Genomic DNA, 19,641 nt, shown 5'->3' on the forward strand with positions numbered 1-19,641 from the left:
GGTCCGCTCGACTTGCATGTATTAGGCACGCCGCCAGCGTTCGTCCTGAGCCAGGATCAAACTCTCCAAAAGAAAGTTGATTGGCTTTTCGCATTGTCCAGCTTCGGCCAAAGCGGCCTCCGCTTTTCTTTCGCGCTTCGTTTCGTTCAGTTTTCAAGGAACGACAGTTACTATTATAAACAATCTTTCAAAAATGTCAACTACTGATTCTCTTCTAATTATTACCGCGTTCATTTCGTCGCGGCAATTATTCATTATACGCAGTGTTAACTATTTGTCAATAGTTTTTTTATTTCATGATTGTTCGATCGTTGCACTCCGACATTCCGTCGAAGCGCGATTTTTATTTTATACACTATCTCACCTTATGTCAACTACTTTTTTAGGTTGAACGCTCTCCCACCTACGCTAACGCTTAGAGGTGGGAGATTTTTGGGAACACCCGCCCCACGGCAGGCTGTCAACCAAGCCATCCTCGTGCGTCCCACGGTTCGACTGCCTTACAACGACAGCAAACGAAACCAGCCCCCACTATCTACATTCGACTTGGCCTCCCGAATCGCTTCGACTGCTGTATGATATAATTTCTTAAAAAGAATATGTTGCAAGGAGCAGACCTCGAGGATCGCTATGTATATTTTTTAAGGAGGGAAACAGCCGTGACCTATCCATTTTCTGCATTGCTTGACGGCTACCGCCGCCTTTGGCCGAACCGATCGCTGGCGGCCGGACCGCTTGATGAACAAGAAAGCCAAACTCTTTTGTATGAAACGATAAGGAAAGAGCTGCGCGATGAATGGACGCATCCGCGCGTGCGGCAATCGTCCGAAGTGAAGTTTTATTACGCCGTTAAGCGGGTGGCCGCTTCTGACTTGCCGGATGGCATGAAAGTAGCACTCATTCAAGCGTATTTGACGGTGATGGAACAATTGCAAGCCAATCATGCATAAAACAGACGAATCCGGTTCACACTACTGAGCGAAAAAACATTTCTTGTTAAGGAGGATGGCAGTTATGGCGTTAATTCCGTATGACCCGTTCCGGCACTTGGAATCGATTCGCCGGGATATGAACCGCTTTTTTGCTAGTGATTTTCCATCGCTGTTCACTCATATGGATGAGCAGCACTGGATGCCGCGCATCGACATGCATGAAACGGCCAACGAATACGTCGTTTCGTGCGATTTACCGGGGCTGGAGCGGAAAGAGGATGTGCACATTGACGTGCAGAACAACATGTTGACCATCAGCGGCACGATTCAACGCCACCACGATGTAAGAGAAGAACAAATGCACCGGCGCGAACGCTTCTTTGGTCGCTTCCAGCGTTCGATCACCCTGCCGGCGGATGCGGCGACGGAAAACATTCGCGCGACGTACAAAAACGGCGTGCTTGACATTCATATCCCGAAAACAACGACAGGAACGAAAAAACGCGTTGATATCGAGTTCCATTAATGCAGAAGGGAGCGGCTTATCGACCGCTCCCCTTTTCGTTGCCCTCGCTGCTTGAGCGGATGACGAGCTCTGTCGGCACGACGACCTTTTTGCAAATCGCTCGTTTCGTCGTCAACCGTTCGATGAGCAGCTCAACCGCTGTTTCACCCATAAATTCTGTGTATACTTTCACCGTCGAAAGCGGCGGGTGAAGAAATGCTGCCGTCGGAATATCATTGAATCCGACAATCGCCGCCTCTTCCGGAACAGCGATCCCGGCTTCATGCAGCGCACGCAGGGCGCCAATCGCCATCGAATCACTGGCAATGAAAAACGCCGTCGGCAAGTCGCCGCCTGAAACAGCCTCTTTCATCAGCCGATAGCCATCTTCAGCAGTGAAGGCACCGATCCATACATAGCGGGAATCATACAGCCCTTTGACATACAAATATTCGTAAAACGCCGCTTCGCGCTCATCGCGGATCGGCGTTTCCCCGTCGACATATTCACGGCCGCCGATATAGCCAATTTTCGTATGCCCCAACCGAAGCAAATAATCAAGCACTGTCACCGTCGCTTGACGCAAGTCGATGACGACTGAATCAAACCGATGCTCATCAGGCGAACAGTCGACAAACACAATTTGTTTGGCCCCGGCGGCAAAAACCTCGACTTCCTTCGGCCCAAATTTTCCGACGGCGATGATGCCATCGAGCGTCTCCATCCGTTCGATCGGATAGGCGCCGTGCTGTTTAAACAATTTGACGAGTTCTATGCCGCGGTCAAAACATTCTTTTTCCACCCCGAGGCGAATCGCCATATAATACGGGTCATCGATTTCCTGGCGTTCCGAATACCAGTGAATGAGCCCGAAGCGAAACGATTCGCGCGCTTGCTGGCTTCGCTCCCGCAATGTTTTGTAGTTCAGCTCTTGGGCGACTTCAAAAATGCGTTTTCTCGTTTCATCAGAGACGGACAGCGTCGTGTCATAGTTGAGCACGCGCGACACGGTCGCCACCGAAACGCCGACTTTTTCCGCGATTTCTTTTAACGTAGCCATAGTCTGTTTGCGATCCCTTCCTTATGTTTCATATGAAACGCGTTTTTTCGCCGCATTTAAACAAGAGACGACATGCGCTCCACAGCGTGCTGCATAAAGCGGCGAAACGCGTCCTTCCCTCGCTTGTCCCGCTTAAACACCCCGGCATGTTCCAACACGGTCACAAACCGTTGCCCGACTTCGTGCCGCAAAATGTCATGGACGTTGTCCTTCGTGATGTCCGGATAGGCCGAGTGAATGGCTTCGCACCAATCCCAATGTTTATGCATCGACTCGTCCCAGTCTTCTTTTTTTGTCCGATGCACGAGATAATCGGCCAGCGTCTCCAGTTCCACGGCAAGCCGTGCCGGCAGCACCGCCAGCCCCATCACTTCGATCAAGCCGATATTTTCTTTTTTAATATGATGCAATTCTTCATGCGGATGGAAAATGCCGTACGGATGTTCCGCTGACGTCCGGTTGTTGCGCAACACGATGTCCAACTCAAACAAATCGCCGCGCCGCCGGGCGATCGGGGTGATCGTGTTATGCGGAACATCGCCGCTGTAGGCCATAATCTCGACACTTGGGTCGCTGTACGTCCGCCATGTTTCATACAAAAAGGCAGCCGCATCCAACACGTCCTCTTTTGGTCCAATCAAACGGATGACGGACATCGGCCAGCGCACTATGCCGGCTGTGACCGACGGAAACGATGGAAGCGGGATACACTCTTCGATCTCCGCCTTTTCCATCGCAAACGTATAGCACCCGCCTTGGAAATGGTCATGCACTAAAATCGAGCCGCCGACAATCGGCAAATCGGCGTTCGAGCCAATGAAATAGTGCGGGAACTTTTCGACGAAATCGAGCAAACGCTCAAGCGTCTTCCGCTCCATTTTCATCGGTACATGTTCGGCGTGGAAGACGATGCAATGTTCATTATAGTACACGTAGGGAGAATATTGGAAATACCACTGTTCATCCAATAACGTGATCGGGATGACACGGTGATTGGAACGGGCTGGATGACGCCACGTTCCTTCATACCCTTCGTTTTCTTTGCATAATACACATTTTGGATACGAGGATGACGGCATCTCTTTTAATTTGGCGATTTCCTTCGGGTCTTTTTCCGGCTTCGCCAAGTTAATGGTGATATCCAATTCTCCATAGATGGTTGACACTTTCCAGTGCTGATTGTTGGCGATGCGCGCCGTTTGAATGTAATTGGACGCTTGGCTCAACGAATAAAACCAGTCCGTCGCCTCCTGCGGGTCGCGGCGGTATCGCTCGTAAAAGGCGCGGATCACTTCCGACGGCCGCGGCATGACGCAGTCCATCAGTCTCGCATCCCATATATCGCGCTCGGTCGTTGTATTCGTTTCCAACAATCCTTGTTCATACGCCCAATCAATCATAGCGTCCAATACCGGGGCCGGCGAAGCCAAGGGAACGTCCTTGACCTCGGCCGGCTGCCATTCCGTGAGTCGGAGCGTTGCCAGCAGGCGGTTGCGCGCGTACACAACATCTTCCGGCGCTAAAAGGCCGCGTTGCTCGGCATAACGGATCAGTTGTTCAATCGCCGCAAAAATCGTTTCCATGTTTACACACCCCGATAGCCGTTTGGCCGCGCTTGATGCCATTCCCATGCCGACGCGACGATATCCGTAATGGACGGGTATTTCGGCTCCCAGCCGAGCTCGCGCTTTGCTTTTTCCGATGAAGCGACAAGTCTCGCCGGATCGCCCGGGCGCCGCGCCACGACGCGGGCGGGGATCGGGTGTCCGGTCACTTGCCGAGCCGCTTCGATCACTTCTTTGACGCTGAAGCCGTTGCCGTTGCCGAGATTGTACACGTCACTGGACGCTCCATTCCGCAGTTTTTCAAGCGCCAACACGTGGGCATCGACGAGATCAAGCACATGGATGTAGTCGCGGATGCACGTGCCGTCGGGCGTGTCGTAGTCATCGCCGAAAACGGAAATTTCCTCGCGCTGGCCAAGCGGCACTTTTAAAATCAATGGAATAAGATGCGTCTCCGGGTTGTGGTCCTCACCGATTGTCGTGCCGTACGCCCCGGCGACATTAAAGTAGCGGAGCGAAATCGAGCGGATGCCGTAGGCGCGATCCGCCCATTTCATCATTTTTTCCATCGCCAGCTTTGTTTCTCCGTACGCGTTCGTCGGTTCGGTCGGATCGGTTTCGATGATCGGGATTTGTTTCGGCTCCCCGTACACCGCAGCGGTTGAAGAAAAGACGATTTGCTTGACGCCAAATTCCTTCATCACTTCAAGCAGCACTTGTGTCCCGTACACGTTGTTGTCGTAATACTTCAGCGGCTCTTCCATGCTTTCGCCGACCAATGAGTTCGCCGCAAAATGAATGACCGCCTCAATGTCGTGCCGGCGAAACACCGTGCGCAAAAACTCGCGGTCGCGAATATCGCCTTGGCAAAACACCGCATCACGGTGAACCGCTTCTTTGTGCCCCGTCTGCAAGTTATCCACCACGACCACGCGCTCCCCTTTTTCAAGCAGACGGTACACCGCATGGCTGCCGATATACCCTGCCCCTCCGCAAACCAAAATCATCGGCTCATCTCCTCCAGTTCCGTGAGTTCTCTCGCCCCGTCACCAACTTCAACGACATAAAAGCTTGCTTCATAACCGATTTTTTCGGCATACGCGTTTCCGACCCGTTCAATGAAATCTTGAACGCATGCCTTTTTCACAATGTTCACCGTGCAGCCGCCGAATCCTGCTCCAGTCATGCGCGCCCCGACCGTTCCTTCGTGCGACCATGCCGCTTCAACGAGCGTGTCGAGTTCAACGCCTGTCACTTCGTAATCATTGCGCAGCGACAAATGCGACTGTTTCATCAACTCGCCAAAGCGGATCAGGTCTCCCCGCTCAAGCGCCCGGGCGGCTTCAAGCGTCCGCTCGTTTTCCGTCACCGCATGGCGGGCCCGTTTTTGTTCAAGCGGGGAAAGAAGATGTGCATAACGGGCCAGTTCCGCGCTTGTCAGCTCGCCGAGCGAGGCGATGTTCCGCACGCTTTGCAGCTTCGCAAGAGCCGCCTCGCACGTCGCCCGCCGCTCGTTGTACGCCGAGTCCGCCAGGCCGCGCTTTTTGTTTGTGTTCGCGATGACAATCGAACAATCGTTGAGCACGAGCGGCAAATAGCGGTACTCGAGCGTCTGGCAGTTTAATAGAATGGCGCAATCTTGTTTCCCCATGCCGACGGCAAACTGATCCATAATGCCGCAATTGACCCCAACGTATTTATTTTCTACGTTTTGGCTCATTTTCACAAGTTCTAGTTGGTCAAGCCCGCGCCTGAACAGTTCGTTGAGCATCACCGCGGTCACAAGCTCAATCGACGCCGATGACGACAGCCCGGCGCCGTTCGGGATCGTTCCATAATACAAAATGTCCAATCCGGTCTCCAGCGGGCTGAGCGCTTGAAACGCAGCCAAGATCCCTTTCGGGTAGTTCGCCCAGCCGTGCTCGCTCCGGTATGACAAGTCATCGTAAGAGACAGTGATCACTCCCGTTTCCGGGAAGTTTTGGGAGTAAAGGCGGACAAATGGCTCTTTCGTCTGCCGAACAAGCGCATACGTGCCGATCGCAAGCGCGCACGGCAGCACATGCCCGCCGTTGTAATCCGTATGCTCACCGATCAAATTGACGCGGCCGGGGGCGAAGAAAGCGCGGATGCCTTCGCCCAAGCCGCCGAAAAGTTCGATAAATTGCTGTTTTAAGATGGGGATCATGAGAGGGCCTCCTTCAAGTCTTTATAGTAAATATTCTAGTTAATAATTTACTAAAAATCAACAGCGAAACAAAATCTTTTTTAATACGTATAATCGTTTGAGCATTTATTCACCTTAATAAATATAGGAAGGAGGCGGAGCGGAGATGGAAACGCGACAGATGTTGAAACAAGAACTCCAAACCATCACCCACTGGGAACACTCCCAAAAAGATCTATGGTTTTGGGAAAAGCTCGGCCGCTTGCCGTTTCAAGTGCTCGATAAGCTGACGCCAAAAGCCGTCCATCGAAAACTCGGACAGCTGCTTGATGAGCTGGGCAGCTATATTCAAAGCGGCGGGCAATACTTAGTGAATGAAGGAAAGGTATTGGACAAGCTTGGCGTATCGTCGTTGGCCGAGGTGCCGCACTTGCCGCTTGCGACTATGGATCGCGTTTGCGACGAGTTGATCGATGCGCGCGTCACGTTCGCCCAGCTGCAAGGAGCGGCGACCGGGGTCGGCGGGGCGTTGACGTTGGCGGTGGACATTCCGGCACTTCTCGGCTTAGCGCTGAAAACGCTGCAAGAGATCGCCATCGTGTATGGATACGATCCGAAGGACAAAGAGGAGCGCGTGTTTGTCGTCAAATGCCTTCAGTTTGCCGCGGCGGACATTGTCGGGAAAAAAGCGATTTTGGACGAACTTTCGTCGTTCTCCCATGAACGCGGGCGCGTCTTTTCCGAACTGCAAGGCTGGCGGGAAGTGATGATGACGTTCCGCGACCAATACGGATGGAAAAAGCTGTTTCAAGTCGTTCCGATCATCGGCGTCATTTTCGGTTCGCTGTTTAACAAATCGTTTATGGAAGACATCGCCGAAACCGGGAAGATGCTTTATCGGAAGCGGCGCATTATCGAGAAGCTCAAACAGTTTGAACCCGGCATCTAACATGCCGGGTTCGATTCGTTTGTTTCGCCCTGATGCATCCGCTCAGACCGCATCATTCCCCCTATCATCGAACAGCTTTCAATCGCCACATCATGCTGATAAAATCGCCCAAGCGGTGCGGCACCGCCACTCCGGCATACATCAGCTCGTCGCCGCCGTAGCTGGATATTCTTGCGGCAGCGTATCGAGCGAAAACGTGCGGTCGGATGGGGCGGGATTGGGGGAAAACGCGCGATCCAGCCGCGGAAATGCCCGCGCGCCTCGAACATCGCGCACCGCTTTTCCCCAATAGACATGCGCCAAATAGCCGGAGCGGAAAAGCTGCATCACGTAGCTCGCCTTTCCCGCCCGCAAATGAAACTGCTTCGTTTGCGGATTGTATGCAACTGACATTCTCTTCCCCCGCTTTGTTTTTGTTTAAATTTTACTTAATTTTTACGAAAAAATCCATCAAAAAAGCGCCCTGGATTCAGGCGCTCATCATTTCCTTCAAAGGATCATTCACTCCTCTCCTTCCTCCGCCAACACGGCACGCCGCAGTTCCTGATCGAGTTCCTTCCCATACATGTCCCGCTCTTCCTCGGTCCACCCAAAATACCGCGCCATAAACGCAACAACCGCCTCTTTCTCACGCCGGACCGAATCAATATCAAACAACAGCGCTCCGGTGCGGCGGATGAAGTAGTCGACTGGTTTGACCGCCATTTCTTCCTCGATGGCGTAGACGAGGCGGACGAACGTTTCGCGCGTTAAGCCGGACGAGCGGTCGTACTCGTTGCTTAAGGCAAAGAGGCGGTCGACATTTGTGCCGTACTGTTTTGCCAGCCGCGCCCCTTGTTCTTCTGTCAGCCCATAGCGCGCCGCTTCCTTCGCCTTTTCGGCGATGAAGACCGGCAGCCGGTGCGAGCCGCCGACATCGCCGCCGGAGATCGGCAATTGTTTCGTCTGGCATGGACGGAACGTTTTCCGCTCTTCTTTTTCGAGCTGCTTGGCGACAAGATCGACGACGGTTTCCGCCATTTTCCGGTAGCCGGTCAGTTTGCCGCCGGCGATCGTAATGAGGCCGGATGGCGATGTCCAAATCTCGTCTTTGCGGGAAATTTCCGACGGGTTTTTCCCTTCTTCATAAATGAGCGGACGGACGCCAGCCCAGCTCGACTCGACATCATCAGCGGTGATGCCGACGGACGGGAACATGTAGTGAATCGCCTGCAATAAGTAATCACGGTCTTCTTCAGTCATGGCCGGATGAGCGGGATCATCGTCATAAAATGTATCGGTCGTGCCGACATACGTTTTCCCATCCCGCGGAATGGCAAACACCATCCGGCCGTCCGGGGTGTCAAAATAGACTGCCTGCTTGAGCGGAAAACGCTTTTGATCGATGACGATATGGACGCCTTTTGTCAGCCGAAGCCGCTTGCCGGTTTTCGATCCGTCTTTGTCGCGCAGCGCATCAACCCACGGTCCGGCGGCATTGACGACTTTTTTGGCGCGGATGTCATACACTCGTCCGCCGATCAGGTCGCGGCAGCGGGCGCCGATCGCGCGGCCGCGCTCGTCGTATAAAAACTGTTCGGCTTTGACGTAGTTGACGGCGTCGGCGCCAAGCTCGACCGCTTTTTTGATCACTTCGATCGTCAGGCGGGCATCGTCGGTCCGATACTCGACGTAATAGCCGCCGCCAAGGAGGCCATCGCGCTTTAAGAGCGGCTCTTTTTCCAACGTCTGCCGGGCATCAAGCATCGTGCGCCGTTCGCTTGGCTTGACGCCAGCCAGCCGGTCATACAGCCAAAGGCCGACCGACGTGCTCCATTTTCCGAACGTCCCGCCGCGGTAAATGGGCAGCAGCATCCACTCCGGTGTGGTGACGTGCGGGCCGTTTTCATACACAATCGCCCGTTCGCGCCCGACTTCCGCGACAAGCTTCACCTCGAACTGCTTCAAGTAGCGCAGGCCGCCGTGGACGAGTTTGGTCGAGCGGCTCGACGTGCCGGCGGCGAAATCTTGCATCTCGACAAGCGCGACCGTCATGCCGCGCGAGATGGCATCCAAGGCGATGCCGCACCCGGTGATTCCCCCGCCGATCACCAACAGATCGTATGGCTTTTCGCTCATCGCTTCGAGAACGTTGTTCCGCTGTTTGCTTGAGAATGCCATGCTTGACTCCTCCTTGAAAAAAGACAAAAAGAGACCAGTGCAAACACGATAAGCCTTCGCCTACCATGTGTGCATGGTCTCTCCTTGTCTCCTGACTGATGATTAACTTGTTGCTTTTATTATAGCAGACTGCGGCCGATTTGGCCAGCTCAACGCATTATCCATTGTAGTGGCGCCATAATGTTTCGTTGGACGTGGTCACCGCCACCGCCCCAGCTGCAAGCGCCTGCTCGACATCGTCGACCGTGCGGATAAGTCCACCGGCATAAATCGGCTTCCCGGTCCGTTCTTTCACTTCGCGGATGATGTGCGGCATGGCGCCCGGGATGACTTCAATGCAATCCGGATTCGTTTTGGCGATCAGCTGGTAGCTTTTCTCTAAAGCGTGGGAATCGAGCAAAAAGATGCGTTGCACGGCCAAGACACGCTTTTGGCGCGCCTTCATAATGACGCCCGCTTTCGTGGAAATGAGGCCATGAGGGCGGAACTCTTGGCAAAGGTATTCCGCCGCATGTTCATCATGACTCAGCCCTTGCACCAAGTCGACGTGAATGATCAACTCCTTGCCATGCCGGCGCGCATAGGCAAAGATGCTTTTTAACTGGGCAATATGCACCTCAAGCAACACGCCGACCGTGTAACCGCTTGACAAAAAGGCGTCAAATTGCTTCATCGTTTTAATGGCCGGAATGATGCGCTGTTTCGCTTCCATTTTCTTTTCTTCGATTCATCCTCTCATTTTGTCGATCTCATCTAAGCATGACAGTGACATCATCGTCCGCGGTTTGCATGTCGCGATTTTCACCCCGCGCTTGCGGAATTTTTCAACGAGGTGATGAATCACTTTTTTGCTTGCCGCCTCTTCCTCATGGGGATGTCCCATTGCCTCACGCTCCTCTCCTATTCCGCTTTCGGAATGGCGAGCTCCACCGTCGTTCCTTTCCCAACTTCGCTTTCCAACGCAATTTGCCCGCCGTACTTATCGATGATCTCCTTGGCGATCGAAAGGCCGAGCCCGGCGCCGCCTTGTTCGCGGCTGCGCGCCTTGTCGACGCGGTAAAAGCGCAAAAAAACGTTTTTCAGCTCGTCTTTCGGAATGCCGATGCCATAATCACGGATGGACACGATGACAAACGGCCCTTCCTCGCGCAAGGAAATCGCGATTTGTTTCACTCGCTGAGAATATTTTACCGCATTGTCAAGCAAAATGAACAGCAATTGTTCAAAATGATGTTTCGCCATCGCCGCGCGCGCAATCGGCTTATCCGGCTGGTCAATCAGAAATTGGAAATCCGGGTGCAAGACGCGGAAATTTTTGACGACTTGTCCGACAGCCGCCGCGGCATCCATCGGCGCGACCTCATCCGGCACCGTGATCGCCTCGGCGCGCGACAAGTCAAGAAGCTCGAGAACGAGCCGCTTCAGCCGCTCCGCTTCTTTCACCGCCGCCTCGAGCGATTCTTCTAAAATCTCTGGATTGTGCTTTCCCCATCGTTGCAGCAACGAAAGATGGCCTTGCAAAATGGCAAGCGGCGTGCGCAGTTCATGGGACGCATCCTCGACAAATTGCCGCTGCATGGCGAACGACCGCTCAATTTCATCCATCATGCCGTTGAACATCACCATCAGTTCCGCAATTTCATCGCGCGCCGGAGGCACATCAATGCGCCGTTTCAGCCCGTTGTTTTTGATGTCGGCCATCGTTTTGGCCAGCGTTTGCAACGGCCGGACGAAGCTTTGCGCCACGAACCGGCCGGCGACAGCGCTTGCGGCCATGGCCAAAAAGCCGATCGCCGTCATGATAAGAAAGAGCGTGTTGGTCACTTGTTGAAACCTCGCCAGCCGGCGGGCGATTTCGATCGTTCCATGCAAGTTGCCGATATGCAGCGGCTGACGGAGCAGCAAAAATCGCTCATTGTTGATGAAATGCTCATCCATCTTCCGCTTGTCGGGCATCTCGCTTGGCGATAGCGACACCGCCGCCCCATTTGAAACGGAGACGATGACGTTTCCTTTCTCATCCGTAACGCGAATGAGCTGGTAGCGTTCATTCAGCTTTTCCAAAAACGCGCGGCTGCGGCGAATCCCTTCCCATGATAGATTACGTTTTTCCGCGTAATAGGTTTCAATTTCCGCCACCGTTTGTTCCATCGTTTTTTCTTCTTCCTTCAGCAGCCATTGTTTGACCATATGATATTGCAAAAACGTAAACACAAAATACGTAATGAAAATCGCCCCGGCCGACAAAACGGTCAGCTTCCCTTTCAGCGAAAGCCGGCGAATCGCCTCCCTCTTCATGGCCGCATCACATATCCCGTGCCGCGCACCGTTTGGATATACCGCTCTTTATCGTGTTCGTCAAGCTTTTGCCGCAAATAGCGAACGTAGACGTCAACGACGTTCGTCTCAACCTCGGCGTCGAACCCCCACACTTTGTCAAGGAGCGCATCACGCGTCAAGACGACATTGATGTTTTGCATAAAGGCGACGAGCAAGTCGTATTCCCGCTTCGTCAGCTCAATAAATTCGTCTCCTTTTTTCACGGTGCGCGCCTGCACGTCAACGACTAAATCTTTAAACGTCAACACTTGGGCGTTCGCTTCCGGATGAACGCGGCGGAACAAGGCGCGGATGCGGGCGAGCAGCTCTTCAATGGCAAACGGTTTGACGATGTAGTCATCGGCCCCGTTATCGAGCCCCATGACGCGGTCAAACACGCTGTCGCGCGCTGTGATCATCATGATCGGCGTCGATTTCGCCGCCCGGATGCGGCGGCATACTTCCATGCCATTTAAACGCGGCAGCATCACATCAAGCAAAATGAGATCCCACTGCTCCGAAAGAGCGAGCTCGAGCCCTTCGCGTCCATCGGCGCATACATGCACGTCAAAGCCTTCGTGCTTTAAGTCAAGCTCCAAAAACCGGGCGAGCCCGGCTTCATCTTCAATCAATAAAATACGTCCGTTCATCAGCTGCTCCTCCTCCATTGCGGCTGTTTGCTTTCACTTTATACATCTTTCACTATACACAACAAATCGTCCACCGCCAACAGGCAGCCAGAAGTCAAAAAAGGAATGGGGCGCCTGTTAGGGACGCCCTCAAAAATGAACCGGCAAAAAGCGGCGCAGGCAGCTGTTTATGAGTGGCGGTCAACGATCCAATCAACAACGGCTTGAACGATTTCAAACACTTGATAAGAAAGAAGCGACACGGCTGTTCCAGAAAAAAACAATGTCACCAGCCAATGAACCCAATGCATCGCGCCATCCCTCCTCCCGCCGCCGGGCAACCGACAGCGTTATTGATGTGCATCTCATGGATGGTGGTGTCATTATATTCCATCTGGGTTAAAACAAGATGAAAACTCCCTAAAAAAGTACGGAGTAGCTTTTTTTTCGCTCCGTACATACATTGACAGTGAATCGCCTTGCCAATCGGCAGCGTCCTGACAGAATCATTTCGCTGTTTTGAAAAAAGGGAGGGAAGCGCAATGAATGAATCGTTTCAACCACCAGCCAATGGGGGAGGCCATCACCCGTTCCATCATTTGCGGAAAATGATGAATCAATGGTTTGATGAACGGCCGCTGCAAAAACTGTTTGAAACGCTCGATGACTATTTCGCACAAACGTTTGCTGCCGCGTACATTCCGATCGAGGTGAAAGAGACGAAGCACGATTACCAAATCATTGTCCGGCTGCCTGACATCAAAAGGGAACAAATCAGCTTGCAATGGCAGGAAGATGGGCTGCAGCTGATCGTCGATCACAATGAAACAATTGAATCGGCAGATCATCACGGCCATGTATACGAACGCCGCCACGCACGGCGGCGCGTGGCGCGGCTGATTCCGTTTCCGTATCCGGTCGCTGAGCATGAGGTGAAAGCCTCGTTTCAAAATGGGACGCTCACCATCCAGCTGCCGCAAAAACGGAAATATATCGATATCGATTGAAGACGATCCAGCCTGTGTGTGCGTTCAAAAACCATTTTGGCAGCGGCCAGCGCCGCGCTTGGACGTGAAACAAGCCGTTCCCTTCATGGGGAGCGGCTTGTTTCTTATCCAGCTTCTATTGTTTATGGGGTGAATTTCCGGAACGTTCGCCCTCTTCCGGCGTTCCTTTTTTGATCACCCATTCGTTGGCGATTTCCTCGCGGTGGTTCGTGTATTTGTTTTTCCGCTTCCAGTTGTCGTTGCGGTCTGTCACCGCCATCACCCCCTTATTGTTTGCCATTCGCTTGCCTTGCCGCGGCCAACACGATGCATACATACTTTCTCGGCTGACAAGCTACGCTACTGATAGGAGGTGCAAAACGAATGGCGAAACTGCCCGATTTCAAACAATTGAACGACCGACTGATCAACGAGCCGTCGGATGAGCCGATGCTTGTCATCAAAACAAACCTCGACCCGGACCGCGTGACGGAAGAAAATCCGTACGTCCAAGGCCGCACAAACACAAGCAAAGAGTTTGTCTCTTTTTTCGAAGGGGGCGGACGATGATGGAACAAACACTCGCTTACTTGCGCGAAGTGCTGTCCAACTATTTGGATCACCACGGCGACACCCCAAAACGCATTTACAAAAAACTGATCAGCAAACCATACCGAGGCGAAGGGGAATTTGTCCGCGACTTGACGCAAGAAGAAAGCGCCTTTTTGGATCGCATTTTGCCCCATGAAATCCGCTATGCGATGGATGAGCGCGATTATGAGCGCGTGTATCAGCTCAATGAAGTGTATGAATTGCTCATTTGACAACGTGAAAACCGCTCCCCGTGCAAACGGCGGAGCGGTTTCCCTTTTTCAAGCGCGCTCGACCGTCGCGCCATGACGCGGTTTCATTTTTTAAACGTACCGAGCAATCCTTTCAACACGCCATTCACTTGATTGACCGTATTGATCATTTGCCCCACGGTACTCATCATTTTGTTGATATCGTACGTTCCGTCGCTGTTTTTAAACTGGGCGAGAAACGACGGGCGCGGCGGCGGCAAAAGCGGTCCTGGCTTTGGATACGGCATCGGATACGAGGGAGGCGCGGCATGGCCGGACGGAAGATGAGGCCAGTGAACCGGCGCCGATGGGAAGGATGAAACCCCATAGTGAAAATAAGGACTATAATGGCCGCCTGAGCCGTATGGTCCATAAACCGGCGGCGAAACTGGGCGCGGATAACGGTGCATGTCTCCTCTCCCCCATGTTTGATAATCGATTCCCCCTAGGCTAAGGAGGCGAGCTGCCACTAGTATATGTGCAAACGCCTGACGACGTGTGCGGACATGTCACCTCTTGTCGGAAGTTTTAATTTTCCGAAATCATTCTTTCTCCCTATTTTCATGGTACGATGTAAAAAAGGGGAAGGGGGAAAAGCATCAATGAACGTGACGGAGTTAAAGCATAAGTTTATGGCGGTCAAACATTGCGAACCGGCTGAGGCGAACGAACTGCTTGATTTTGCCCGCCGTCTGTATTTGCGCGGGGAAATTTCGCTCGCCGAGTACCGCGATCTCGTGCGTGAGCTCGAAAAAGCCGGCGCCTCTCAGCCGGATGAAGCAGGGGAATACGCTGGGCTGTAGGACGATGAGGGAGCTTTTCCCTTCTTTTTTTTTGCCCCTGTTCCTCAAGACGCATAAAAAACGATGTTTCTTCCCACCCTAAAGAGGCAAGAGGAATTGTCGTGCAAGGGGGGATTGGCGATGGGTCGAGGCGTCCACTTTAACCATAAATTGAAAGGCCATGACCATGAAAAGCCGAAACATGGAAAACCAGCGCCGCCCAAGCATACGGAGCGGGTCGAATACGAGATCAACACCGTCGCTACTGCAGAAGGCGGCCCTGTCTCGATCACAACAGGCAAAGACACATAAAACAAAAAAGGGGGCTGATCCAAAACGCACTCGCGTTTTGGGTCAGCCCCTTTTTCCGTGCGGCCGCTTTCTCCTGCCCCGTCAAAGCCTCTCCTTGCCTGCTTCGGTCGTGTCGTCAAGCCGTTCCTTGACAAGCGCCAGCGTATAAGCGACGGCCTGGCTGTATTGCTTGATGCGGCGCTCAGGAACGGATGGATAAAATGCCTCAACGCACAGCTTCGCCATATGGTCGGCGGCGGCTTCAATTTGCCGCTCATGGACATATTTCGGCCGCGCATGGCGGACCCAGCGGGAAGCGGCGTCCTTCCACCGTTCGGCAATGGCCTGCACCTCTTCGGCCATCGGTTTCACGTCGCCAAAAAAATCCGGCTCCTCGTTCCGCTCGCGGGCGCGCCGGGCGATCAAAAGCAACTGTTCGTTGTATTGTTGCAGCCGCTTCGTCAACGCCTTAAGCTCTTTTTCCATGGCGCCTCCTCCTTATCCATGCCGGCAAATCCGGTTTGCCCATGTGCCCTATGGCCCGGAGAACGGATGCGTTTTGCCGCGATGCGCTTCTGTTTGATGATACCATACCGACCGGCTCACACCAAATACAGTTTCGACGAAAGCGGAAGTGCAGCACGCTGCTTCTCCTTCTCAAGCCGCTGTTCCACGCCGGCGATCTGCCCTTCAAGCCGCCCGAGCTGTGCTTGATTTTGCGTATAACGCTCTTCGATGACATCGGCGATCACTTTTTCCATTTTCGCATCGACCTGCTCGATGAGTGCAACAATTTCCTGCAGCTGCTTTTCGATCTCCTCTTTTTTCACGAGCCGTTTTTCCATTCCCTCTCCCCCATTTCTCGCATGATGATATTCCATTCGCGGCGGGAAGGACGACTCCTGCTGCGGCGACAAAAGTAGAACGAATTCGGCAAAGAAAGTGGCAAGCAGCCGCCATTCGACATTGACCTCCTTCGCTTGCCTTCAGTCGAAAGGAGGAAAAGAAAAAGAGCGCATATGACCGGAGCGTATGGTATAATAAAAACCATTCAAAGGAGATGAACGCGATGGCACTCAAATACCCGAGCGGAAAAGAGTATCGCGGAAACAAGCCGAACGCCGCGCGCCGGCCGGCGGCCGATTATGCCAATCGCGGCATGACGCTCGAAGACGACTTAAACGCGACGAATGAATATTACCGGGAACGCGGCATCGCGGTCATCCATAAAAAGCCGACCCCGGTGCAAATCGTGCGCGTCGACTATCCGAAACGGAGCGCCGCCGTCATTACCGAAGCCTACTTCCGGCAAGCGTCGACGACCGACTACAACGGTGTGTACCGCGGCAAGTACATTGACTTTGAGGCGAAAGAGACAAAAAACAAAACGGCGTTTCCGCTGAAAAATTTCCACGCTCATCAAATCCGCCATATGGAGCAAGTCGTCGCCCACGGCGGCATTTGTTTTGCGATTTTGCGTTTTTCTTTGCTCAATGAAACGTATTTGCTTGACGCCTCTCATTTGATCGCTTGGTGGAACAAACAGGAAGCCGGCGGACGAAAGTCGATTCCGAAACAAGAGATCGAACGGCATGGACATTCCATTCCGCTTGGCTACCAGCCGAGAATTGATTATATTAGTGTAGTAGACAACGTGTACTTCACCCGTTGAAGTGAAAACTTGTAAGAAAGGCAGGATTTGCTTATGTCTGGTGAATATCGTTCTCGCGTAGAACGAAAGCAGGCAGCGAAACAGACCAAACAGAAGAAAGCGAAAACGAAACGAGGAAGATCGTGGTTAAAAACCATCGCCATTGCGATATTGCTGATGATGGTCCTTGGCGCCATCGGGGGTATTGCCACTTTCGCCTATTTCGTTAAGGACGCTCCTCCGCTGGATGAGGCCAAAATTAAAGATCCGCTTTCTTCCGTCTTGTACGATATGAATGGAAAACAAGTAGCGGAGCTTGGCGGCTACAAGCGAACGTACATTTCGTATAAAGACGTGCCGAAAGTGCTTGAAGATGCCGTCTTGGCAACAGAGGACGCCCGCTTTTATGAACACCACGGGATCGACATCGTCCGCTTGGCCGGCGCCGTCCTCGCCAACATCAAGGAAGGATTTGGTGCAGAAGGCGGCAGCACGATCACCCAGCAAGTCGTCAAAATGACGTTTCTCTCATCCAAAAAAACGCTGGAACGGAAAGCGCAAGAAGCTTGGCTGGCACTGCAGCTGGAACAAAAATATTCGAAGCATGAAATTTTGGAAATGTACTTGAACAAAATTTATTATTCAGACGGCATTTATGGCGTCGCTCGCGCCGCCGAATATTATTTTGGCAAGACGGACTTGAAAAAGCTCACTCTTCCGGAAGCAGCCTTGCTTGCCGGCATGCCGCAAAGTCCAAACCGGTATAATCCGTATGACCATCCAGAGGCGGCAAAAAAACGGCGCGATACGGTATTGTCGCTTATGGTGAAACATGGCTTTATCAGCCAGGAAGAAGCGGAAAAAGCGAAACAAGTCCCGATTCAATCGATGCTGACAAAACGGAAAAAATCGCAAAATGATGTACCATATGACGCCTTCATTGACGAAGTAATCAAAGAAGTGACCGACAAAGCGAACGTCAACGTCTTTGAAGATGGGCTGAAAATTTATACAACGCTCGATCAAAACGTTCAAACATACGTAGAAAAGCTATTAAACTCTGACAAATACTTTACCAATAAGAAGGATTTGCAATCCGGCATCGCCGTCGTCGACACAAAAACAGGCGCCATTCGCGCGTTAGGCGGCGGTCGCCACCGCGACAATATCGAATTTGGCTTCAACTACGCCATCAAACCGGTCGGCCAGCCCGGTTCGACGATCAAACCGATTTTGGATTACGGTCCAGCGATCGAATATTTAAAATGGTCAACAGCGCACATTCTTGTTGACGAGCCGTATACGTATTCGGACGGCACGCCGATCCGCAACGCCGGCGGAAAATACGCTGGGCCGGTGACATTGCGCAAAGCTCTCACGTGGTCATACAACATTCCGGCGCTCAAAACCTATCAAGCCGTCGGCAAAGAGCGGGCGATGGAGTTCGCTAACCGACTCGGCATGGGCTTTGATGAAGTATATGAGCCTTACGCTATCGGCGGAGTATCCCGCTACGTATCGGTGCTGCAAATGGCTGGAGCGTACACTGCTTTTGGTAATAACGGCGTCTATACGAAGCCATATGCCGTGACAAAAATCGTCTTCCCGGACGGCACGGAAATGGATTTGCAACCCAAACCAAAACGAGTGATGCACGACTATACCGCCTACATGATCACGGACGTGCTGAAGTCTGTCATCCGCTCCGGAACAGGTCAATTGGCCAATGTTCCAGGACTTGAGCTCGCAGGCAAAACAGGGACGACGAACTATGGGAAAGATGGAGCAAAATTCGGCCTTGACCGGGACGATGTGCCGGACAGCTGGATTGTCGGCTATACGCCAAACTATACGGCGGCCATTTGGGTCGGCTTCAGCAAGCGAAGCAGCACGGCAAAGCTTGATAAATATGAGCAGAAAATCCCGAAATATTTGCTCAGAGACATCATGTCCCACATCGATGACGGTAGTGGGGAATTCAAACAGCCGGACAGCGTCGTCAAGCTGCCGATCAAAAAAGGCACAAACCCGCCGAAGCTCGCCGGCAAATACACGCCGGAAAGCGAAATTACGTATGAATTGTTCGTGCGCGGCACTGAGCCGACGGAGACGGCGAACGACGCGCCGGAAGAACTGCCGGCGGTGAAAGGGTTGACTGCTGTGTACGACCAAGCGGCGAACGCCATCTCGGTTTCATGGTCATACGATGAGCAAACCGATGAGACGATCTTCGAGGTGCGCGTCAAAGATGGCCAAGGTCAAACGAATACGATCACCACAAAAGACCGTTCGATCACGATTTCCAATCCGACGCCAGGATGGACGTACACAATCGCCGTGTACGCAAAAGACGGCGAACGAATGAGCAAACCGGCCATAGCCAGCGTTCATGTCCCCGGCGGAGAAGATCAAACTCCCGCGCCACAACAACCGGGGGATGACAGCCAAGGCAGCGGCGGGCAAAACGGCGGCACCGATCAAGGCAACAGCGGGAATAACGGAAACGAAAACGGTCAGGGAAACAACAATGAACAAAACGGCGGCGCAAGCGGCGGACAAGAAAATGGCAACAGCGGCGGGGCCAACCAAAACAATGGCCAAACGGATGGAACAAACAACCAAGGAACGAACAACAGCGGCCAAACGAACGGAACGAACGGCGGAACAGGTGCAAACAGCGGAACGCCGCCTGTCTCCCCGCCGTTAAAAAACGGATCCGGAGCGGGTCTTGGCACCCGTCCATAACAGCTGCATTCCCAAAAAACGGATGGCTTTTGCGCCATCCGTTTTTTCATGACCGACC

General features: G+C 52.9%; 25 protein-coding genes and 1 rRNA gene. 10 read left to right on the forward strand and 16 right to left on the reverse strand.

Annotation, left to right across the window (positions count from 1 at the left end; translation table 11 throughout):
• Positions 1 to 72 (reverse strand): 16S ribosomal RNA (locus tag JCR24_RS08240); the annotation flags it as partial.
• 587 nt (positions 73 to 659) lie between these two features.
• On the opposite strand from JCR24_RS08240, the gene JCR24_RS08245 reads away from it, so the two are divergent.
• Both JCR24_RS08245 and JCR24_RS08250 read left to right on the forward strand, forming a co-directional pair.
• The gene (locus tag JCR24_RS08245; protein ID WP_238980448.1) at positions 660 to 950 is read left to right on the forward strand and encodes a hypothetical protein; all 291 of its coding nucleotides are present in this window, start codon (positions 660 to 662) and stop codon (positions 948 to 950) included.
• Between the two features lie 64 nt (positions 951 to 1,014).
• The gene (locus JCR24_RS08250) at positions 1,015 to 1,458 is read left to right on the forward strand and encodes an Hsp20/alpha crystallin family protein (protein ID WP_011231631.1); all 444 of its coding nucleotides are present in this window, start codon (positions 1,015 to 1,017) and stop codon (positions 1,456 to 1,458) included.
• A 16-nt stretch (positions 1,459 to 1,474) separates the two neighbouring features.
• On the opposite strand, the gene JCR24_RS08255 is transcribed toward JCR24_RS08250, so the two are convergent.
• From JCR24_RS08255 to JCR24_RS08270, 4 genes are read right to left on the reverse strand one after another with little or no spacing between them, the layout of a single operon-like run.
• The gene (locus JCR24_RS08255; RefSeq protein WP_238980449.1) at positions 1,475 to 2,497 is read right to left on the reverse strand and encodes a LacI family DNA-binding transcriptional regulator; all 1,023 of its coding nucleotides are present in this window, start codon (positions 2,495 to 2,497) and stop codon (positions 1,475 to 1,477) included.
• Positions 2,498 to 2,553: 56 nt separating this feature from the next.
• Positions 2,554 to 4,080 carry a UDP-glucose--hexose-1-phosphate uridylyltransferase gene (galT, locus tag JCR24_RS08260; RefSeq protein WP_238980450.1) on the reverse strand — a complete coding sequence of 509 codons (1,527 nt, stop codon included), beginning with the start codon at positions 4,078 to 4,080 and terminating at the stop codon, positions 2,554 to 2,556.
• A 2-nt stretch (positions 4,081 to 4,082) separates the two neighbouring features.
• Positions 4,083 to 5,069: a UDP-glucose 4-epimerase GalE gene (galE, locus tag JCR24_RS08265; protein ID WP_238980451.1), complete on the reverse strand. Its 987-nt coding sequence runs from the start codon at positions 5,067 to 5,069 to the stop codon at positions 4,083 to 4,085.
• The gene (locus JCR24_RS08270; RefSeq protein ID WP_238980452.1) at positions 5,066 to 6,250 is read right to left on the reverse strand and encodes a galactokinase; all 1,185 of its coding nucleotides are present in this window, start codon (positions 6,248 to 6,250) and stop codon (positions 5,066 to 5,068) included. The genes galE and JCR24_RS08270 overlap by 4 nt, the downstream gene beginning before the upstream one ends.
• A 145-nt stretch (positions 6,251 to 6,395) precedes the next feature.
• Here JCR24_RS08270 and JCR24_RS08275 point away from each other — a divergent pair, with 145 nt between their 5' ends.
• Positions 6,396 to 7,178: an EcsC family protein gene (locus JCR24_RS08275; RefSeq protein WP_238980453.1), complete on the forward strand. Its 783-nt coding sequence runs from the start codon at positions 6,396 to 6,398 to the stop codon at positions 7,176 to 7,178.
• A gap of 141 nt (positions 7,179 to 7,319) precedes the next feature.
• Here JCR24_RS08275 and JCR24_RS08280 read toward each other — a convergent pair whose 3' ends face one another.
• The 7 genes from JCR24_RS08280 to JCR24_RS17470 all read right to left on the reverse strand — a co-directional run bounded on the left by JCR24_RS08280 (position 7,320) and on the right by JCR24_RS17470 (position 12,597).
• A complete protein-coding gene (locus tag JCR24_RS08280; protein ID WP_238980454.1) occupies positions 7,320 to 7,571 on the reverse strand; it encodes a glycoside hydrolase family 36 N-terminal domain-containing protein in 252 nt (83 codons plus the stop codon).
• A 108-nt stretch (positions 7,572 to 7,679) separates the two neighbouring features.
• Entirely contained in the window at positions 7,680 to 9,338 is a 1,659-nt protein-coding gene (locus JCR24_RS08285) for a glycerol-3-phosphate dehydrogenase/oxidase (RefSeq protein ID WP_238980455.1), read from the reverse strand.
• A 157-nt stretch (positions 9,339 to 9,495) separates the two neighbouring features.
• On the reverse strand, positions 9,496 to 10,050 hold the full coding sequence (locus JCR24_RS08290; RefSeq protein ID WP_238980456.1) for a glycerol-3-phosphate responsive antiterminator: 555 nt from the start codon (positions 10,048 to 10,050) through the stop codon (positions 9,496 to 9,498).
• Positions 10,051 to 10,065: 15 nt separating this feature from the next.
• The gene (locus JCR24_RS08295; protein ID WP_011231640.1) at positions 10,066 to 10,221 is read right to left on the reverse strand and encodes a hypothetical protein; all 156 of its coding nucleotides are present in this window, start codon (positions 10,219 to 10,221) and stop codon (positions 10,066 to 10,068) included.
• A gap of 17 nt (positions 10,222 to 10,238) precedes the next feature.
• Positions 10,239 to 11,636 carry a HAMP domain-containing sensor histidine kinase gene (locus tag JCR24_RS08300; protein ID WP_238980457.1) on the reverse strand — a complete coding sequence of 466 codons (1,398 nt, stop codon included), beginning with the start codon at positions 11,634 to 11,636 and terminating at the stop codon, positions 10,239 to 10,241.
• Positions 11,633 to 12,307: a response regulator transcription factor gene (locus JCR24_RS08305; protein WP_033012343.1), complete on the reverse strand. Its 675-nt coding sequence runs from the start codon at positions 12,305 to 12,307 to the stop codon at positions 11,633 to 11,635. The genes JCR24_RS08300 and JCR24_RS08305 overlap by 4 nt, the downstream gene beginning before the upstream one ends.
• Positions 12,308 to 12,474: 167 nt before the next feature.
• Positions 12,475 to 12,597 (reverse strand): hypothetical protein, encoded by a 123-nt coding sequence (locus tag JCR24_RS17470; protein ID WP_255781669.1) that lies wholly within the window; start codon positions 12,595 to 12,597, stop codon positions 12,475 to 12,477.
• A gap of 231 nt (positions 12,598 to 12,828) precedes the next feature.
• On the opposite strand from JCR24_RS17470, the gene JCR24_RS08310 reads away from it, so the two are divergent.
• The gene (locus JCR24_RS08310; protein WP_011231644.1) at positions 12,829 to 13,293 is read left to right on the forward strand and encodes an Hsp20/alpha crystallin family protein; all 465 of its coding nucleotides are present in this window, start codon (positions 12,829 to 12,831) and stop codon (positions 13,291 to 13,293) included.
• 115 nt (positions 13,294 to 13,408) lie between these two features.
• On the opposite strand, the gene JCR24_RS08315 is transcribed toward JCR24_RS08310, so the two are convergent.
• A complete protein-coding gene (locus JCR24_RS08315) occupies positions 13,409 to 13,546 on the reverse strand; it encodes a hypothetical protein (RefSeq protein WP_162471510.1) in 138 nt (45 codons plus the stop codon).
• A 110-nt stretch (positions 13,547 to 13,656) separates the two neighbouring features.
• On the opposite strand from JCR24_RS08315, the gene JCR24_RS08320 reads away from it, so the two are divergent.
• Together JCR24_RS08320 and JCR24_RS08325 are read left to right on the forward strand one after the other, a co-directional pair.
• Positions 13,657 to 13,842 (forward strand): hypothetical protein, encoded by a 186-nt coding sequence (locus JCR24_RS08320; RefSeq protein ID WP_011231645.1) that lies wholly within the window; start codon positions 13,657 to 13,659, stop codon positions 13,840 to 13,842.
• Positions 13,842 to 14,096 carry a sigma-G-dependent sporulation-specific acid-soluble spore protein CsgA gene (locus JCR24_RS08325; protein WP_011231646.1) on the forward strand — a complete coding sequence of 85 codons (255 nt, stop codon included), beginning with the start codon at positions 13,842 to 13,844 and terminating at the stop codon, positions 14,094 to 14,096. Before JCR24_RS08320 ends, JCR24_RS08325 begins: the two co-directional genes overlap by 1 nt.
• Positions 14,097 to 14,179: 83 nt before the next feature.
• On the opposite strand, the gene JCR24_RS08330 is transcribed toward JCR24_RS08325, so the two are convergent.
• Positions 14,180 to 14,524, reverse strand: a complete 345-nt coding sequence (locus JCR24_RS08330; protein WP_013144931.1) for a YppG family protein — start codon at positions 14,522 to 14,524, stop codon at positions 14,180 to 14,182.
• Between the two features lie 192 nt (positions 14,525 to 14,716).
• Between JCR24_RS08330 and JCR24_RS08335 the strand changes: the two genes are divergently transcribed.
• Together JCR24_RS08335 and JCR24_RS08340 are read left to right on the forward strand one after the other, a co-directional pair.
• Entirely contained in the window at positions 14,717 to 14,917 is a 201-nt protein-coding gene (locus JCR24_RS08335) for a YppF family protein (RefSeq protein WP_011231648.1), read from the forward strand.
• Between the two features lie 120 nt (positions 14,918 to 15,037).
• Positions 15,038 to 15,208, forward strand: coding sequence for a hypothetical protein (locus tag JCR24_RS08340; protein WP_013144930.1), 171 nt, complete (start codon positions 15,038 to 15,040; stop codon positions 15,206 to 15,208).
• Between the two features lie 81 nt (positions 15,209 to 15,289).
• On the opposite strand, the gene JCR24_RS08345 is transcribed toward JCR24_RS08340, so the two are convergent.
• Both JCR24_RS08345 and JCR24_RS08350 read right to left on the reverse strand, forming a co-directional pair.
• A complete protein-coding gene (locus JCR24_RS08345; RefSeq protein ID WP_069304378.1) occupies positions 15,290 to 15,673 on the reverse strand; it encodes a YppE family protein in 384 nt (127 codons plus the stop codon).
• A gap of 116 nt (positions 15,674 to 15,789) precedes the next feature.
• Positions 15,790 to 16,032 (reverse strand): hypothetical protein, encoded by a 243-nt coding sequence (locus JCR24_RS08350; RefSeq protein ID WP_014196179.1) that lies wholly within the window; start codon positions 16,030 to 16,032, stop codon positions 15,790 to 15,792.
• 224 nt (positions 16,033 to 16,256) lie between these two features.
• Between JCR24_RS08350 and recU the strand changes: the two genes are divergently transcribed.
• Both recU and JCR24_RS08360 read left to right on the forward strand, forming a co-directional pair.
• The gene (gene recU / locus JCR24_RS08355; RefSeq protein WP_011231652.1) at positions 16,257 to 16,859 is read left to right on the forward strand and encodes a Holliday junction resolvase RecU; all 603 of its coding nucleotides are present in this window, start codon (positions 16,257 to 16,259) and stop codon (positions 16,857 to 16,859) included.
• Between the two features lie 33 nt (positions 16,860 to 16,892).
• On the forward strand, positions 16,893 to 19,583 hold the full coding sequence (locus tag JCR24_RS08360; protein WP_238980458.1) for a penicillin-binding protein 1A: 2,691 nt from the start codon (positions 16,893 to 16,895) through the stop codon (positions 19,581 to 19,583).
• Positions 19,584 to 19,641 lie beyond the last annotated feature (58 nt).

Origin of the sequence: Geobacillus sp. YHL, from assembly GCF_022341265.1 — a bacterium.
Taxonomy (GTDB): domain Bacteria; phylum Bacillota; class Bacilli; order Bacillales; family Anoxybacillaceae; genus Geobacillus; species Geobacillus thermoleovorans.

Coding starts and splice junctions, on each gene's coding strand:
- JCR24_RS08250 (WP_011231631.1), top strand. CDS start 1,015: ATGGCGTTAATTCCGTATGACCCGTTCCGGCACTTGGAATCGATTCGC.
- JCR24_RS08255 (WP_238980449.1), bottom strand. CDS start 2,497: ATGGCTACGTTAAAAGAAATCGCGGAAAAAGTCGGCGTTTCGGTGGCG.
- galT (WP_238980450.1), bottom strand. CDS start 4,080: ATGGAAACGATTTTTGCGGCGATTGAACAACTGATCCGTTATGCCGAG.
- galE (WP_238980451.1), bottom strand. CDS start 5,069: ATGATTTTGGTTTGCGGAGGGGCAGGGTATATCGGCAGCCATGCGGTG.
- JCR24_RS08270 (WP_238980452.1), bottom strand. CDS start 6,250: ATGATCCCCATCTTAAAACAGCAATTTATCGAACTTTTCGGCGGCTTG.
- JCR24_RS08275 (WP_238980453.1), top strand. CDS start 6,396: ATGGAAACGCGACAGATGTTGAAACAAGAACTCCAAACCATCACCCAC.
- JCR24_RS08280 (WP_238980454.1), bottom strand. CDS start 7,571: ATGTCAGTTGCATACAATCCGCAAACGAAGCAGTTTCATTTGCGGGCG.
- JCR24_RS08285 (WP_238980455.1), bottom strand. CDS start 9,338: ATGGCATTCTCAAGCAAACAGCGGAACAACGTTCTCGAAGCGATGAGC.
- JCR24_RS08290 (WP_238980456.1), bottom strand. CDS start 10,050: ATGGAAGCGAAACAGCGCATCATTCCGGCCATTAAAACGATGAAGCAA.
- JCR24_RS08295 (WP_011231640.1), bottom strand. CDS start 10,221: ATGGGACATCCCCATGAGGAAGAGGCGGCAAGCAAAAAAGTGATTCAT.
- JCR24_RS08300 (WP_238980457.1), bottom strand. CDS start 11,636: ATGAAGAGGGAGGCGATTCGCCGGCTTTCGCTGAAAGGGAAGCTGACC.
- JCR24_RS08305 (WP_033012343.1), bottom strand. CDS start 12,307: ATGAACGGACGTATTTTATTGATTGAAGATGAAGCCGGGCTCGCCCGG.
- JCR24_RS17470 (WP_255781669.1), bottom strand. CDS start 12,597: ATGCATTGGGTTCATTGGCTGGTGACATTGTTTTTTTCTGGAACAGCC.
- JCR24_RS08310 (WP_011231644.1), top strand. CDS start 12,829: ATGAATGAATCGTTTCAACCACCAGCCAATGGGGGAGGCCATCACCCG.
- JCR24_RS08320 (WP_011231645.1), top strand. CDS start 13,657: ATGGCGAAACTGCCCGATTTCAAACAATTGAACGACCGACTGATCAAC.
- JCR24_RS08325 (WP_011231646.1), top strand. CDS start 13,842: ATGGAACAAACACTCGCTTACTTGCGCGAAGTGCTGTCCAACTATTTG.
- JCR24_RS08330 (WP_013144931.1), bottom strand. CDS start 14,524: ATGCACCGTTATCCGCGCCCAGTTTCGCCGCCGGTTTATGGACCATAC.
- JCR24_RS08335 (WP_011231648.1), top strand. CDS start 14,717: ATGAACGTGACGGAGTTAAAGCATAAGTTTATGGCGGTCAAACATTGC.
- JCR24_RS08340 (WP_013144930.1), top strand. CDS start 15,038: ATGGGTCGAGGCGTCCACTTTAACCATAAATTGAAAGGCCATGACCAT.
- JCR24_RS08345 (WP_069304378.1), bottom strand. CDS start 15,673: ATGGAAAAAGAGCTTAAGGCGTTGACGAAGCGGCTGCAACAATACAAC.
- JCR24_RS08350 (WP_014196179.1), bottom strand. CDS start 16,032: ATGGAAAAACGGCTCGTGAAAAAAGAGGAGATCGAAAAGCAGCTGCAG.
- recU (WP_011231652.1), top strand. CDS start 16,257: ATGGCACTCAAATACCCGAGCGGAAAAGAGTATCGCGGAAACAAGCCG.
- JCR24_RS08360 (WP_238980458.1), top strand. CDS start 16,893: ATGTCTGGTGAATATCGTTCTCGCGTAGAACGAAAGCAGGCAGCGAAA.